Source organism: Paenibacillus sp. CR_12 (assembly GCF_041953985.1).
GTDB classification, from domain to species: Bacteria; Bacillota; Bacilli; order Paenibacillales; family Paenibacillaceae; genus Paenibacillus_AQ; species Paenibacillus_AQ lautus_A.
The window spans coordinates 490,885-506,399 of the sequence record NZ_JAVFHO010000004.1; the positions used below are offsets into that span (position 1 = coordinate 490,885).

Genomic DNA, 15,515 nt, shown 5'->3' on the forward strand with positions numbered 1-15,515 from the left:
CCTTTCTACTCTGTACACTATACCAAAAAACAGTGCCCGAATGCGATAGACGTCCAACATAAAAAACGAAATCGCCCACGCGAAAACAAAGAGACCTCGGCTGTAGGCAGCGGCAAGGTCCCTTCGTCCCAACACATCTATATAAACGCCGGCAAGCATGCTCTAGAAACACCTCGCCGCCGGTCATACGACGGTAGTTGGTATAATGCTCTCTCTAATATATTGTATTCATATCTCCCGGCATTGGTGCGCCGAATGTATTTATATCTGTATAATTCTATGGTTTAGGCTGCTTCTGCCCCGCAGACGCCGGCGGCTGAGCCTTCTCTATGGAGTAGACGGATTCAACCAGCTCTTTGTTCGTCTGTACCTTGTACTTGAACGTTAAGCCGTCCTCGGACCATTGACCGGATACCCAGCTTCCGCCAAGCGGAATCCTCTCGACCGTTTCGACCGCTTCAGCTGAAGTCTGGTCTCCCGACGGCAGGCGATAGATCACCAGATATTCGGCCTCCAGGGAGGCTCTGTACAGACCATCCGGGGACGGCCATTGTTCCGGCACCATCGCCAGCCCTTGGTACGATCCGGTGGAACGGTCGGAAGATTCCGTGCTTCCAGCGCCTGCATCGCCGGCAGGGTCGCTGATCGGCGGCACCATCTCGGTTTGGACGTCCATTGCTTCATTAGGCGAAGTCTGGATGCTCATGCTCTCCGAGTTCTGGCCAGGCTCGTCGGCCGGAGGGTTCGAAGGGCTTGCGTCATTTTTTTTGGGTACCTCATTGCTGCTTGTTGCAGGTTGGTCTGGCGCTTGAGGCTGCCCATCATTGTTCTTCTGAACCGGAGCATCGGGGACTGCTGCATCTTCCCTGGTGTCTTTAGCCCCATCCGATGGCTCTGTCTTCTCCTTGGATTCGTCGTTCGGGCCCGGATTCGGATCGGATTCCGACGATTCCGGCGGCGAACTCCGCAAACCTGCGGAAGGATCGCTCCCCTCGTTCGCCGTACCGCCAGTCTCCGCGCCGCCATCGGCGGCAAACGGCTGAACCATATCCTGAATCTCCGACTCGGCCGAATCCTCATTCGCTCCCGCGCTGGTCGTGCTCGCCTCTTCGTACGGAATCTCCGCATCGGATAACATCTTCGGTTCATAATTAAAAATAGCGACGCCGAGAATAAGTACAGCGGCGGCAGCCCCGATCGCCGTTCTTCCGCCAACCGTGCTCCACCAGCTGCCCGCACGCCGCGGACGCCGAATGTCCGGCATCATTTCGGCAGGCTCCTGGCTTTTCACGGCCGGAGGTGCGACAAGGCTCTCGCGATCACGGTCGATGGCATCCAGTTTAGGCATGATAGCGTCTACCAGACTGACAGGCGGGGTAACGGCCGGAAGATCTTCAAGCTCTCTGTTTAATGACTTTAATATGTTAAAGGTCTCCGCACACTCGGGACACAAGGCAATATGCTGATACATTTGGGCCGTCTCATCGGAAGTAAGGTCCCGGTCCAAATAGCGGTGCATGCGTTCCACCACCTCTTGGCAATTCATCCTGATACACCACCTTTCTGATGCTCTTGGAGCATATTCTGCAGCTGCTGCCTGGCCCTGAACAAATAGGATTTCACCGTATTGAGCGGAAGGTTCAGACAATCAGCGATTTCGTTGTAGGACAGGTCCTGCAAATACCTTAAGACAATGACCGTGCGATGATGATCCGGCAGTTGGTTAATGGCCTCCTGGATATCCTGGGCCAGATAGCCCGACATCACTTCCCTTTCCACGTCGAGATGATCCCGAAACACCATGTCATGCTCATCGATGGAAACCGTCGGCTTCGTTCTGCGGAATTTATCGATGCATATGTTGGTAACGATCCGCTGGACCCAAGTCTTGAACTGGGCTTTCTCCTCATAGGAGTTGATCTTCGTATATACGCGTATCAGTGCTTCCTGGGCTGCATCCATGGCATCCTGTTCATTGTTTAAAATGTAATAAGCAGTTCGGTAAACATGTTGCTCAATTTCTCGCAATAGGGTGATTAGAGCGTCGCGATCGCCCGATTGAGCGGCTCTTATGAGTCCCTGCTCCACCACAGTGGATCCCCCTCTCCCTGCATACATACAGACGGATAGAATTAAAAAATGTTGCAGTATGTAACCTATTAATTTTTTCAGGAAACTTCATCTAACTATACCAAATATAAAGATTATAGTCATCCGCTGCATTTTCCTATAAAGATCATACTACGAAACCCGGTCCCAGGAACAGCGGGCGTCTTCATGGAATCTTCGTTCGCGTCTCAATATGCCCGTTCTTGATCCTCATCTGGATTTCGCCATGAAGATTGGTTTGATAGATGATGGATTGAAAACGTTCCAACCGGCCGACCACGTCCGGATGAGGGTGACCGTACATATTGTTGACGCCGGCAGAAATTACCGCAGCCGTCGGCTTCCATGCATTCAGCCATGGCGCGGATGTGGATGTCTTGCTTCCGTGATGGGCCACCTTCATGACGTCGATCCGGTCTTCGACAGCTGGGTCATCTTGGGATTGCCCCTCCAGGTACTGCAGTATTTTCCGTTCGGCTGCTTGATCCGTATCCCCCGTAAATAAAACCCGGCTGCCGTTCATCTGAAGGACAAATACTAGTGAAGCATGATTTTGCTCCTTAATCAACGGTAATGCTTTGATGACTTCTCCACTTTCTGGGAAAAGAGGGGATAAAAATCGGATCTCCGTGTGACCGTCAAGTTTCCATTCGGATTCGGCTCCTGCCCGATATACGGGAATGCGCTGTTCAACCGCGGATAACATCAGCTTCCGGAAGGAAGCGGATTCGGTCAAGGTCCCGTTAAACACGACGGATTTCACGGGGATTTCCTGCAAAACAGCCAGGAGTCCCCCTATGTGGTCCTGATCCCCGTGGGTCATGATGACGGCTTCAAGCTGGTGCACGCCCCGTTTTTTCAACAAAGGCACCACCACTTTCGCTCCTACCTCGTACGGAGCTTTCCTTTCCTTCCAGGCATCCTTCTCCTTGCGAAAATTCACCGTCCCGCCACCGTCAATGAGAACATGCTTGCCCGAAGGCGTTGTGACCAATATCGAATCTCCCTGTCCCACATCCAGGAATTGCACCAGTCCCGCCCCTTGCGTAGACGGCGACTGATAGCCGCTGTACAGCAGAACAATCAAAATCCCGGTCAGCAGGGCTATCGCAGCTCCCGGGGCATACCGTTCGATATGATGACTGGCACGAAGGAAGCCTCTCCATCGCAAAGCACCGGCCAATCGACCCACGATCGGCAGCGTGTCCACGCCGGACAAGTCTGCTCTACCGCCCCATGGCGGGCGTCCGTCCAATGGCTCCGTATCATTCGACCCGTTCTGCCCGCCCTCGGGATTCTTGAATCTCTTGTTCAGGATGGAGAGCAAAGCGTACAGGACAACGAAATAACACAGTATCCAGGCTAACGACGGGGACGGCCACAATGTCATAAAAACCGAGGAACCATTCATCCATTCAACGATCCGGAACGTGATATGGTTTAACCATTCGGTCACGGCGGCCAGCCAGCCAGCCCCGCGCATCCATACCCATCCCATCAACAGAGACACCATGCCTAAAGGCAGAACGACCAGGCTAATGACCGGAACGAGGATCAGATTGGCGAAAACGGAAATAAGCGAGACCTGGTTGAAGTAATAGATGGTGAGCGGAAAGGAAATCAGCTGCGCCACGACCGTTATGCCGACGGTTCCCCCCAGCCAGCGGGGCAAGAATGCCAGCAGCGGCATCAGCTTGGGCACGAATATCATCAAACCCGCCGTCACGATGAAGGACAGCTGAAAGCTGACGTTCACGAGAAAATACGGATTCCACACCAGCATGGCAAGCGCGGCCACGCTGAGGATATGCAGCCCATCCTTCAAAAGCCGCCGCCGCGCTGCATACAAACCGATCATTCCCATGATGCCCGCGCGCACGATGGAAGGACTCGCCCCGGTCAGCAGGACATATACGGGAATCAGCCACATCACCACAGTCAGCGAGGCCTCCCTCGTCATTCGAAGGGTTGTGCATACGAATAGCAGGCATCCTACAACCACGGCCACATGCATGCCCGATATCGCAAGAATATGAGTCAATCCCAAACGCGAGAACTCCATGAATGTATCGGGATCCAAGTCATCCTGATTGCCAATGATGAGTCCCTTCATATACCCCGCATGGATGCCGCCGTACAATTGATCCAGCTTGCTTCCAAGCTTGTCGCGAAGGGCATCATTCCATCTGAGAACATGGCTTAATTTCCAGCTGTCTGGTGGTTCGATCACCCCTTGGTCCGAGCCCTTCACTTTGACGATCCAATGAATCTTCTGAGTACGCAAATACTGAAGGTAATCAAACCCGCCAAAATTGCGGGCCACTCCAGGCCTCTGCATTTCCCCGCTCAGCTGTATGCGGTCCCCGCGCTGCCATTGGTTCACAATCTCCAGCTCCGTTTTATTCAGCAGTTTTACTTGGACCATAACGATATCGTCTGTATTCAGCATCATGCTGTCATTCGGATCGGCTTGTTTTTGCACAACCGGGTGATTGGATTGAATCAGATCAGCCCGCTGCAAGGTTACCTGGAAATCAGCCCGGTCGCCATCCACCTCGACAGGAGAAGAAATCACCCCGAACGCAGTAACAGGAATGGGTTCAGTCGACTCTTCCGCTGCAAGGACCGACTCGAAATCACTTACATTCGCCGCATCATGCCATTCCCAGTACGAGCCCGATGCGCACAATGAGAACAGCATGCAGATCGTAAACAGGCGCCCTGCGCCCACCCACTGGCATACAGCTAATAATAGAAGAATTAGCCCGACCGCAATCACGGCGAGCTTCCATCCGTCATACAGGCATGCAGCACCGCTGCCGATCACCCATAACACGGTAAACACAAGTAATGGCCTTCGTTTCATCATTGAATCTATCCCCTTCTTGACGAAATAAAAAAAAGAACCCTTGCCTGCAAATCGCAGTCAAAGGTTCTTCCTCCATAACTTCCTATTCCTATCATTCGCATCGTCAATGCATGATCTATTCCGCTACCGTCATCAAGGTTTCGCGCGGCGGCTCGTATGCTTCAAGCTGCCGAAACGAAATCCCCTTCTGTTCCATCATGCGGGACACCTTGCCGGAGTCCTTGGGATAAGGACGATGGAACACAACCTCGACAATGCCGCTGTTGGCAAGCATGTTCGCACAGGTCCAGCAAGGCTCGTCTGTCACGTACACCGTACTGCCCTCCCTGTCGATCCGGTCCGTGAACAGCAGCAGATTCTGCTCGGCATGAATCGTGCGGATGCAGCGCTGCTTCTTCACCATGCTTTCCTCGCCGTCCTGCACGACCAATTCATAATCCTCCGCGATCATACAACCTGCTTCCGAGCAATCCGGCACCCCCATCGGCGCGCCGTTATAAGCCGTCCCGAGCAGCTTCTTGCCCTGCACCAGCACCGCTCCCACATGACGCCGAGGGCATTGAGAACGGGTAGATACCATAAAGGCAATATCCATGAAATAAGTATCCCAATCTTTACGTTGATCTGCACTCATCATCTGTCACCTGTTCCTTGTCAATATCTCCTTTATTGTAGCACATAGCTAAAGTCCTACGTAAGGCTTCATCTTCTCCAGCATTTTGGGCCCGATGCCCTTTACGTTCATCAAGTCGGCCTGAGTTCGAAATGGGCCGAACTGATTCCGGTAATCGATAATCGCCTTGGCCTTGGCCTCGCCAATGCCGGGCAGCTCCATCAGCGTGGCTGCATCCGCCGTATTCACGTTGATCAATCCGGACGGATCCGGAATGGACGGCGGCAGCGCTGGAGGTTCATTGGCAGAGATCGGTTGACCGACAGCCTCCGGCGGGGATGAAGCCGGCGAAACGGCTGCCTGATCAGAAGCTGAAGATGGTGAGGCTTCCGCTCCTTGGCCGTTCCCGGCCGCAGCGGCCGAGTCCAGACTTGGCACCGGTTCCTTCGCGTTCGTGGCGGGCTCGCCTTGTCCACCCTGAGCGGTCTTTGCAGCATCAGCAGAATCCCTTCGAGCGTCAGCAGGGGCTGCAGCCCCTCCCGCATCCTTATCCCGGGAATCGGAAGCAAGCGCCTTCGCACCGGCGCTCTCCTCCATGGTCATGACTTGCTCCAGCTGTTCGTTTAACGGCTGCCAGCCCTCGATTCCCTGTTCCGTACCGCCGGCAAACAAGATGAGTCCGCAGCCCGCAAGCGTTGCGGCAAGACTCCAACCTAAAGATATCCGTTTCATCCAAGACCTCTCCTTAACTTCAAAGTTCAATTCGTACAAACTCTGGAATAATCTTCGGCTTCCCCACCGGAATCGCATGAAAAACCGTCATGAATCGGCATCTTCCCCGCATACATTAGACGTAAGGACGGTACATTTCTGCCGTAAAGCGCGAAAGGAGGGAACATACACATGAAGGTCGGTTTTATCGGTACGGGCAGCATGGGTAGTCTGTTGATCGATGCCTTCATTCAATCGGGCGCACTCCTGCCTGAGCAGATTCGGGTCAGCAACCGAAGCCCAGAAAAGCCGCTGCAGCTGGCAAAACGTCATCCCGGTCTGACGGTATGCAGCAGTAACACGGAGACGGCTTCTCAAAGCGACCTGCTATTTTTATGTATCAAGCCGTTGGAATTCAAAGCGGTCATCGGCGAAATCAAGGATCGGCTCGAAACCCGGCAAATCGCCATATCCATCACAAGTCCGGTCCAACTGATCCATCTGGAATCATCGCTGCCCTGCAAGGTAGCGAAAATCATACCGAGCATCACTAACATCACCGGAGGCGGAGCATCGTTATGCATGTATGGTTCCCGAATAAAAGAAGAAGACAGGCAGCTTATAGAAAGCCTCCTGTCTTATATCAGCAGGCCGCTCAATATACTGGAATCGCACACGCGAATCACTTCCGATTTCTCCAGCTGCGGGCCTGCTTTTTTAAGTTTATTCATGGAAAAATGGATCGACGCTGCCGTTGAAATGACCGGAATCGACCGCAGGTCCCTCAATGCACTAGCCGGCGAAATGCTGCTTGGCACCGGCAAGCTGCTAACGGAGGAGGGCTTCTCCCCCGAAGAGCTGCAAAAGCGGGTGGCGGTTCCCGGAGGCATCACGGCCCAGGCTCTGGCACTGCTGGAATCGAACCTGAACGGGTTGTTCTACCAATTGATCCAAACCACACACGACAAGTATGAGGAGGATTTGGCCAAACTGGATGCTGCCTTCGGTTTTACGATTAACCGGCCACGATATTGACCAGTTTACCCGGTACGGCAATGATTTTGCGAATACTCTTGCCTTCCAGCGCCTGCTTGACATTTGGAAGGGAGAGGCTATGTTGTTGCATGGCTTCTTGGTCCATGTCTTTCGCGATTTTGGCGCGTTCCACGATTTTGCCGTTGACTTGCACCACGATCTCGACTTCTGCCTCTACGGTCCAAGCCTCGTCAAACTCAGGCCATGGCACGTAAGTTACGCTCTCCGTGTAGCCTAAACGGCTCCACAGCTCTTCAGCCAGGTGAGGGGCAAGCGGGGAAAGCAGTTGGACGAAGTTCTCCATCGCCTTGCGAGGAAGCACTTCGCTCTTGTACCCCTCGTTGATGAATATCATCAACTGGCTGATCGCTGTGTTAAAGCGCAGATGCTCAAAGTCGTCGGTCACTTTCTTAATCGTTTTGTGCAGCGTGCGTTTGAATTCGTCCGTACCCTCGCCATCCACGATTTTAGGATTCAATTGACCGTCGTCTCCGATGAACAGACGCCATACGCGGGAAAGGAAGCGGTGCGTTCCTTCAACGCCGTTGGTGTTCCATGGCTTCGTCGCTTCCAGCGGCCCCATGAACATTTCGTATACGCGCAGCGTGTCAGCGCCATACTCGTTCACGATATCGTCCGGATTGATGACGTTGCCGCGGGATTTACTCATTTTCTCATTGTTGTTCCCCAGGATCATGCCCTGATTGACCAGCTTCTGGAAAGGCTCCTTCGTATCGACGACGCCCAGGTCATACAATACTTTGTGCCAGAAGCGCGCATACAGCAAGTGCAGCACAGCATGCTCCACGCCGCCGATGTACAGGTCAACCGGCAGCCATTCCTTCTGTTTCTCCTTGGAGCACAGTTCGTTATGGTTATCCGGATCGATGTAACGCAGGTAGTACCAGCAGCTGCCGGCCCATTGCGGCATCGTATTGGTTTCGCGGCGGGCTTTCATGCCCGTTTCGGGATCAACCGTCTCCACCCACTCCGTCACGTTGGCCAGCGGCGATTCGCCGGTTCCGGACGGTTTAATCTGGTCTACATCCGGCAGAAGCAATGGAAGCTGATCTTCCGGCACGGTCTTCATCGTTCCGTCTTCCAGATGCAGAATCGGAATCGGCTCGCCCCAATAGCGTTGACGGCTGAACAGCCAGTCGCGCAGACGGTAGGTTACCTTCTTCTTGCCCTTGCCCTCTTTCTCCAGCCATTCATTCATCGCCTGAATAGCCTCTTCATTATCCAGCCCGTTCAGGAAGCCGGAATTCACGTGCGCGCCGGTGCCGGTATATGCTTCCTCCTCGACGTTTCCGCCTTGAACGACTTCAATGATCGGAAGACCGAATTGCTTCGCAAACTCCCAGTCCCGGCTGTCATGTCCCGGAACCGCCATAATGGCACCGGTGCCGTAGCCGGCAAGCACGTAATCCGCGATCCAGATCGGTACCTTGGCGCCGTTTACCGGATTGACGGCATACGCGCCCGTGAATACGCCGGTTTTATCCTTGGCCAGATCCGTCCGCTCCAGGTCGCTTTTACGTGCTGCCTGATCCTGATAAGCCTTCACCGCTTCGCGCTGATCGGCTGTCGCAATTTTGTCCACGAGGTCATGCTCCGGTGCCAGGACGCAGTAGCTTGCCCCGAACAGCGTATCCGGACGAGTGGTGAACACCTCCAGATGACCATCATACCCTTCGATGTCAAAACGGACCTCGGCGCCCGTGGATTTGCCGATCCAGTTGCGCTGCATATCCTTCAAGCTTTCGCTCCAGTCCAGCTCGTCCAGATCCTCCAGCAGGCGATCCGCATATTCGGTAATGCGCAGGATCCATTGGCGCATCGGCTTGCGTACGACCGGATGGCCTCCGCGTTCGCTCTTGCCGTCGATGACCTCCTCGTTCGCCAGCACGGTGCCGAGCGCTTCGCACCAGTTCACCGGAACCTCGGCCACATAGGCCAAGCCGCGTTTGTAGAGCTGGATAAAGATCCACTGCGTCCATTTGTAATATTCCGGATCGGTGGTGCTGATCTCGCGGTCCCAGTCATACGAGAACCCGAGGGATTTGATCTGGCGGCGGAACGTATCGATATTCTGCACGGTGAACTCCCGAGGATGTTTGCCCGTGTCCATCGCATACTGCTCTGCCGGCAGGCCGAAGGCGTCCCATCCCATCGGATGAAGCACGTTGTATCCGCGCATCCGCTTGTAGCGGGACACGATGTCCGTTGCCGTGTATCCCTCCGGGTGACCTACGTGCAGGCCTGCGCCCGATGGGTACGGAAACATATCCAGCGCGTAAAATTTCGGTTTGGACGAGGAATCTTCCGTTTTAAAGGTTTTGTTCTCATCCCAGTATTGCTGCCACTTCGGTTCGATGGCCTGCGGCTGGTAGCCGTGGCCGGTTGGTTGATTGTCCGTCATACTTCATTGCTCCTCCTTCACAGTCGAGAGGCAAGGCCTGCGCCATTGCCCAAAAAAACAAAAAAACCTCATCATCCATAGCGTTGATCGCTAGGGACGAGAGGTTTGATTCCCGTGGTACCACCCTAGTTAGCCAAAGGCATGCTTTGCCTTTCGCTCCCTTTGCATCCTTATCGCGGATAAGACGACGATGCTTCGTCGGCCGATTCTGCCGGAATACAGCCCTCCGACGGCCGGGTTAACACCATTGCTCCGAGGCGAGTTCATCCCTATCGTCAACCGGTTTTCACCAGACACCGGCTCTCTGCATGATCGAAATTGGAACGATTGATCCTCATCATCGCGTTCATATTACCGTTTTAATGTGGCTATTATACCCAAAAAGCGCGGTCAAGTCAACGAAAGCTCTTCTCCGCTTCTGCGGTAATGTTCCGGCGTGGTCCCGACCATGGCCTTGAACATCCGGCTGAAATGGGCCAAATGCTTGAAACCGGACGCCTGGCTGATCTCCGTTATGCTCAGATGGGGGTGGAGCCTAAGCATGATTTTGGCCTGGTTGATCCGCCGGTGATACACATATTTGAACACCGTCGTTCCGGTCACTTCCTTGAATAAGGAGGATAAGTAGTGTTTCGTGATATGCATGTCGCGGGCGATTCCCTCCAGCGTCAAATCCAGCATATAATTTTCCTCGACAAACGAGACGACATGCTGGACATGCCGCTCCTTCTCCGAGATCGAGTCGTGATCCTGCACGGCGGCCTGGCACCAATCGGCGATGACGTACATCATCTCCTGGATTCGAAGGGTCATCCGCTCCTGGCGAAAGCCGGCCGTGGAGGACGACAGGCGGTGTATATCGGCCAGCATCCCTTCGAATTCTTCCCGGTTCTCCCCCGTCAGCGTCATGCGATGATTCCGCAGCGTTTCGAAGGGGTCCAGCAATATCGATTTGGCCGTCTCCGAAAGCCCCCTGCAGACCCAGGCCGGATCAAAATGCAAAATGCTCCTGACATATCTGGAATCGGGTTCAACGTTCGGACAGTGCAGCGTAAGCCCGTTCATCAGGAGCAGATCCCCCGGTTTCAGGGTGAACACGGAATCGCCGATCAAATACGTGCAGCGTCCCTCATGGAAATAATAAATTTCATAAAAAGCATGCGAGTGAAACCGCCCTCCCGACAGCGGCTGTTCATTGTAGTAGGTCAGATCGAACGGCGCTTGAAGCTGCATGCGGTCAAAGCCTGGCATCATATCGACAGATGAGGTCATTTAGAGAATCGCCCCTTTAGCGATTTTGGAGTCGTCTAACCCCCAACCCTCAACGTAACGGGGTTTTCTCTATTATAAATGATTTTAGGGAATGCGCACGGCTTCATTTTGGGCAATCACGCACAACTCTCCGGCCTTGAAGGCATGCTCCTGGGACATGGCATGTTCCGTGCGTTCCAGGCAGTCCAGGATAAGCTCCCCGAAAAACGGATAGCCCACTTTCCCCTGGAGTTCCATATGAAACTCTCCTTCACCGTTAACCAAGTACAGATGATCCCCCTGCGGATGCCTTGCGATATCGATGTATTTGCGAAGCTCGATGTATCCTTCCGTTCCCAGAATAAAGGTTCTGCCATCTCCCCAAGTGCCAAGTCCTCCGGGCGTCAGCCAATCGACGCGGAAATAATTGGTGGCTCCATTGTCTCCCACCAGCGTTGCATCTCCGAAATCCTCCAGCTCGGGGTATTCCGGATTCGCATAATTGCCCACCTTGCTGCTGAGCACCTTGGCATCGCGGCATCCCGCATAAAACAAAAATTGTTCGATCTGGTGGGAGCCGATGTCACACAGGATGCCCCCGTACTGTTGATGACGGAAAAACCAGTCCGGGCGGGAGGACGCATTCAAACGGTGCGGTCCGGTTCCCATCACTTGCACCACTCGCCCGATCGCCCCGTCCTGAATCAGCTTCCCGGCATGGACGGCACTCTCCACATGCAGCCGTTCACTGTAATAGACCATGTATTTCTTGCCCGTCTCCGCGGCTTTCGCGCGTGCAGCGTTCACCTGCTCCAGCGTGGTGAACGGCGTTTTATCCGTGAAATAATCCTTGCCGTGCGACATGACCTTCAGGCCAAGCTCGCATCTCTCCGAAGGAATGGCGGCAGCCGCCACCAGATGAACTTCGGTATCTTCCAGCACCTGGGCCTCGGAGGAAGCCACGGCAACCTCCGGGTATGCCTTGCAAAAAGCAGCAACCTTGGCGGGGTCTGAGTCATACACCCACTTCAGCGTCGCCCCGGCCTCAATCAAGCCGTTGCACATGCCGTATATATGGCCATGCTCCAGCGACATGGCTGCAAAAATAAATTCTCCGGGCTTGCACACCGGCTGGGCCTTGCCCACCGGCGCATAGAGCATTCCATTGCTGCGGTCCATACCAAGAGCCTCCCCGATTGTAATTTAATAAGCGCCAAACGTCTTGCTCATATCCACCGGCCCGATCTCCTTGACCGTTTTCCGGGTGGACGAATTCGCTATCCGTTCTTGCAGCATCTCGTAATACAGATCTTCGTCCAACGGCAGGTCGACCCAATTGTCGGTCCAGGTGGACAAATGCATGGCATTGGACAGGGTCAATCCGTGGATTCCCTCTTCGCCCGGCGCAATCAATGGCGTTCCGTGCAAAATGGCGTCCGCAAAGTTCTGGATGATGCCGTTATGCTGCGGATTGTCCCCCGAAATCGGCACCTCGCATTTCCAGCATTCCGGTTCGCCGAAGCCCCCGGTATACTGCTGATTGAACTCCGGTTCAGGCACCCGGAGACGCCAGAAGGTAAGCTTGCCGTCCTCGATGACGATTTTACCGCGGTCTCCCGTCACTTCATACCGATTCGTGCCCGGCGCTTCCCCCGTTGTCGTAATGAAGACGGCCGTGGCGCCGTTCTCGTATTCCGCATAAGCCGTCACGTCGTCTTCCACTTCAATGTTCCGGTACTTGCCGAACGAACAAAATGCGCGGATTCTTTTCGGCATCATGCCGGTTGTCCACTGCCACAGATCCAGCTGGTGCGGAGATTGGTTAATCAGGACGCCTCCGCCTTCTCCCGCCCAAGTCGCGCGCCATCCGCCTGAATCGTAATAACTCTGTGAGCGGTACCAATTCGTGACGATCCAATTCATTCGCCGCACTTCGCCGAGCTCGCCGGCCGCGATGAGCTCTCTAAGCTTTTTATACAGCGGATTGCAGCGCTGATTGTACATGATCGAGAACACTTTGCCGCTGGCTTCGGCCGCGCGGTTCATTTCCCGCACCTGCTTCGTATACACGCCCGCCGGCTTCTCAATCAGGACGTGGAGTCCTTGGTTCAGGCACGCGATGGCCACTTGAGGATGGGCATAATGGGGCGTTGCGATAATCACCGCATCGATCTCTCCCGAAGAGATCATAGCGTCCGTGTCACTCCAAATTTTCACGTCCGAAGGGAGCGTAGCCCTCGCTTCTTCCTGCTTGGCCGGGTTGAGGTCGCATATGGCGCTAAGCCGCGCCCCCGCAATCCGCCCCGCGGCAAGCGATTTGGCATGCGAAAAACCCATCCCCAGTCCGATAACCCCTACTCTTACCTGTTCCATATCTATCGCCTCCTTCATAAGTGTCCTATACGCTTTGTTTATGGTCTGCCCACATGTTCATCTGCTCGGCAAAACGAAGCAGCATCTCCCTGGATTCAAACGTCCCGCTAAAATCCTCGATTCCGTAGTAACCTTCATAGCCGACCGACTGCAAATCCTGTATGACCTGCTTCCATGGGACGGCCCCTTGGTCAAGCGAGACCCATTCTCCGGACCAGGATGCCGAGCTTCCATCCTTCGAAGGCGTTTTTCGATATCCCCCGTTCTTCACATGGACATGAGCCAGGTAGGGACCGAGAAGCTCCAAGCCCATCCGGTAGTTCTCATAACCTTCATGGACCATGTTGCCCGGATCATACAGCACGCCGATATGCTGCGGATTGAAGTGGGATACGAGCCGGTGCGTCAGTCCGGCGCTCGGAGTGATCGTAAGATGATGGGTTTCCACCACGGCTTTAACCCCGTAAGCGGCAGCGAGATCCTGCACCTCATGGAGGTAACGGACCGCCTGGTCGTACAGCTCGTTGTAATTGCGCGTTCGGTCATATCCCGGAATCCCAACGCGAATGAAAGAGGCTCCGATCAGCTTGGCCGCTTGCATGACCTTCTCCGTTGCTTCCACGTCGCCGCAGGTCAGATAAGGAACGACCGCAAGACTGCGCCGGCCATGCTTGTCGGCTGCTTGCTTAAATCTGAGCCAATCTTCCTGCGTGCCGTTTGGATCAATGGAGCAGCGGTTATGCCGCCAGAAGGAAGGCTTCTCTCCGGCAGCCTCTTCCGGAATCTCCTTGAAGCGCCACTCGATCCCTTCGATACCGGCATCCGCCGCCGCTTGGGCCAATTCCTCCGGCAGTAAATCAGGGGTGGCGACCGTAAATACGGACAGTTTCATAATCATTCATCCTCTCTCGACCAAATTTATTAGCTTATGCATCATTTGACCAACGTTGAACTCATATGATGTCATTCAGTGCGTTCCGGATGGTTAAAAGCCTCCCGAAAGATAGCGCTCTCATATCTGATGATCCTATCTATCCCCCATCGTAGCACAGTACCGAAAGCAAACCCATATCCCTTCCCATGAACCTTAACCACAGTCAAATAAAGCCGAAAAGAAATGTCTTTGAATATAATGCAGCTCCCGTTGATACAAGCACAGTGTCCATCGACGTGTTTCCCTTGAGAACAGACCGCGATGAGCCGTCGCATCCATAGCGATTTTCGAAGAGGCCCGGACTCGAAGTTTAGGCACTCTTATATAACCAAAAAAGGCACCTCCTCCGTCCTGAATAGACGAAGAAGCGTGCCTTCTCATAGGGTATTCGTTTATTTTACGGCAACGTAGAACAGCCTGGATGCATCCTGACCCGCTTCCGTCCACTCAAAATCGGCATAGCATTTCACGTCCCGGAATCCGGCCTTAATCAGCTCAACCTTCATCCATTCCGGGTCGTATCCCCGCTGGACATGCGTTTCTTCAAAGCGGCGGTAGATCGTTCGGTCTTGGTCATCCCGTGCAAAAATGGAGAGATGGTGTTCAATCTCCATCCTGCGTTCGTCCAGGTCGCATGTCCATATATAGGACACTTCCCGTTCATCCAGAACAAATGGCTGCTCTTCGTCGTATCGCAGCAGCGTATTGGGGTGATGCACGTCAAACAGGAACGTGCCGCCTTCCTTGAGACCGTTGTAGGTCCTTGCAAAAGCGGAGCGGATGTCCTTCTCCTCCAGCAGGTAGTTCACACAATCACAAAATGAAATGACGGAATCCACCTGCTCGGGCAGCTCCCAGGAACGCATGTCCTGCTGCACCCAGCGGACGCTCCCTTCCCGGAACAAGCGATGTCCCTGAGGCGTGCCCTCCAGCTTGCGCCTGGCAACCGACAGCATATCCGCTGACAGGTCAATCCCCGTTACTTCAAAACCGGAGTTGACGAGCGGTATGGTGATGCTGCCTGTCCCGCATCCGAGCTCGACGACGCTTTTTGGCATTCCGTGCTTCTCCCAGGCGGTTCTCGCAAAGCGGATCCAGTCCGGGTACGGCATGTCTTCCATGAGTTGATCATATACGTAAGCAAACTTGCGGTAAGACAACATGATGACACCACTTTCTTAGAAGCTTCCCCTGCGTT

At 54.2% G+C, this 15,515-nt stretch carries 12 protein-coding genes and 1 other annotated feature; of the genes, 1 reads left to right on the forward strand and 11 read right to left on the reverse strand.

Annotation, left to right across the window (positions count from 1 at the left end; translation table 11 throughout):
* Positions 1-277: 277 nt before the first annotated feature.
* From RB297_RS17920 to RB297_RS17940, 5 genes are all read right to left on the reverse strand, one after another.
* The gene (locus tag RB297_RS17920; protein WP_375121049.1) at positions 278-1,546 is read right to left on the reverse strand and encodes a zf-HC2 domain-containing protein; all 1,269 of its coding nucleotides are present in this window, start codon (positions 1,544-1,546) and stop codon (positions 278-280) included.
* Positions 1,543-2,091 carry an RNA polymerase sigma factor gene (locus tag RB297_RS17925; protein ID WP_009590814.1) on the reverse strand — a complete coding sequence of 183 codons (549 nt, stop codon included), beginning with the start codon at positions 2,089-2,091 and terminating at the stop codon, positions 1,543-1,545. The genes RB297_RS17920 and RB297_RS17925 overlap by 4 nt, the downstream gene beginning before the upstream one ends.
* A 184-nt stretch (positions 2,092-2,275) precedes the next feature.
* Complete coding sequence (locus RB297_RS17930; RefSeq protein ID WP_375121050.1) at positions 2,276-4,978, reverse strand: ComEC/Rec2 family competence protein; 2,703 nt, start codon at positions 4,976-4,978, stop codon at positions 2,276-2,278.
* Between the two features lie 115 nt (positions 4,979-5,093).
* The gene (locus tag RB297_RS17935) at positions 5,094-5,612 is read right to left on the reverse strand and encodes a deoxycytidylate deaminase (protein WP_375121117.1); all 519 of its coding nucleotides are present in this window, start codon (positions 5,610-5,612) and stop codon (positions 5,094-5,096) included.
* Between the two features lie 48 nt (positions 5,613-5,660).
* Positions 5,661-6,323 (reverse strand): ComEA family DNA-binding protein, encoded by a 663-nt coding sequence (locus RB297_RS17940; protein WP_375121051.1) that lies wholly within the window; start codon positions 6,321-6,323, stop codon positions 5,661-5,663.
* A 171-nt stretch (positions 6,324-6,494) separates the two neighbouring features.
* Between RB297_RS17940 and comER the strand changes: the two genes are divergently transcribed.
* A complete protein-coding gene (gene comER / locus RB297_RS17945; RefSeq protein ID WP_375121052.1) occupies positions 6,495-7,337 on the forward strand; it encodes a late competence protein ComER in 843 nt (280 codons plus the stop codon).
* On the opposite strand, the gene leuS is transcribed toward comER, so the two are convergent.
* From leuS to RB297_RS17975, 6 genes are all read right to left on the reverse strand, one after another.
* A complete protein-coding gene (leuS, locus tag RB297_RS17950) occupies positions 7,318-9,759 on the reverse strand; it encodes a leucine--tRNA ligase (RefSeq protein ID WP_096773024.1) in 2,442 nt (813 codons plus the stop codon). The genes comER and leuS overlap by 20 nt on opposite strands.
* An 89-nt stretch (positions 9,760-9,848) precedes the next feature.
* Positions 9,849-10,109 (reverse strand) — a binding site (T-box leader).
* A gap of 40 nt (positions 10,110-10,149) precedes the next feature.
* Positions 10,150-11,031 carry an AraC family transcriptional regulator gene (locus RB297_RS17955; RefSeq protein ID WP_096773023.1) on the reverse strand — a complete coding sequence of 294 codons (882 nt, stop codon included), beginning with the start codon at positions 11,029-11,031 and terminating at the stop codon, positions 10,150-10,152.
* An 84-nt stretch (positions 11,032-11,115) separates the two neighbouring features.
* On the reverse strand, positions 11,116-12,189 hold the full coding sequence (locus RB297_RS17960; RefSeq protein WP_096773022.1) for a Gfo/Idh/MocA family protein: 1,074 nt from the start codon (positions 12,187-12,189) through the stop codon (positions 11,116-11,118).
* 24 nt (positions 12,190-12,213) lie between these two features.
* Positions 12,214-13,383 carry a Gfo/Idh/MocA family protein gene (locus tag RB297_RS17965; protein ID WP_015734164.1) on the reverse strand — a complete coding sequence of 390 codons (1,170 nt, stop codon included), beginning with the start codon at positions 13,381-13,383 and terminating at the stop codon, positions 12,214-12,216.
* 25 nt (positions 13,384-13,408) lie between these two features.
* Positions 13,409-14,275: a sugar phosphate isomerase/epimerase family protein gene (locus RB297_RS17970; protein ID WP_192569249.1), complete on the reverse strand. Its 867-nt coding sequence runs from the start codon at positions 14,273-14,275 to the stop codon at positions 13,409-13,411.
* Between the two features lie 434 nt (positions 14,276-14,709).
* The gene (locus RB297_RS17975) at positions 14,710-15,480 is read right to left on the reverse strand and encodes a class I SAM-dependent DNA methyltransferase (RefSeq protein WP_009589238.1); all 771 of its coding nucleotides are present in this window, start codon (positions 15,478-15,480) and stop codon (positions 14,710-14,712) included.
* Between the last annotated feature and the right edge of the window lie 35 nt (positions 15,481-15,515).

What these genes read in the sequence shown, in the direction of transcription:
- RB297_RS17920 (WP_375121049.1), bottom strand. Translation starts at nt 1,546, where the DNA reads ATGAATTGCCAAGAGGTGGTGGAACGCATGCACCGCTATTTGGACCGG.
- RB297_RS17930 (WP_375121050.1), bottom strand. Translation starts at nt 4,978, where the DNA reads ATGATGAAACGAAGGCCATTACTTGTGTTTACCGTGTTATGGGTGATC.
- RB297_RS17935 (WP_375121117.1), bottom strand. Translation starts at nt 5,612, where the DNA reads ATGAGTGCAGATCAACGTAAAGATTGGGATACTTATTTCATGGATATT.
- RB297_RS17940 (WP_375121051.1), bottom strand. Translation starts at nt 6,323, where the DNA reads ATGAAACGGATATCTTTAGGTTGGAGTCTTGCCGCAACGCTTGCGGGC.
- comER (WP_375121052.1), top strand. Translation starts at nt 6,495, where the DNA reads ATGAAGGTCGGTTTTATCGGTACGGGCAGCATGGGTAGTCTGTTGATC.
- leuS (WP_096773024.1), bottom strand. Translation starts at nt 9,759, where the DNA reads ATGACGGACAATCAACCAACCGGCCACGGCTACCAGCCGCAGGCCATC.
- RB297_RS17955 (WP_096773023.1), bottom strand. Translation starts at nt 11,031, where the DNA reads ATGACCTCATCTGTCGATATGATGCCAGGCTTTGACCGCATGCAGCTT.
- RB297_RS17960 (WP_096773022.1), bottom strand. Translation starts at nt 12,189, where the DNA reads ATGGACCGCAGCAATGGAATGCTCTATGCGCCGGTGGGCAAGGCCCAG.
- RB297_RS17965 (WP_015734164.1), bottom strand. Translation starts at nt 13,383, where the DNA reads ATGGAACAGGTAAGAGTAGGGGTTATCGGACTGGGGATGGGTTTTTCG.
- RB297_RS17970 (WP_192569249.1), bottom strand. Translation starts at nt 14,275, where the DNA reads ATGAAACTGTCCGTATTTACGGTCGCCACCCCTGATTTACTGCCGGAG.
- RB297_RS17975 (WP_009589238.1), bottom strand. Translation starts at nt 15,480, where the DNA reads ATGTTGTCTTACCGCAAGTTTGCTTACGTATATGATCAACTCATGGAA.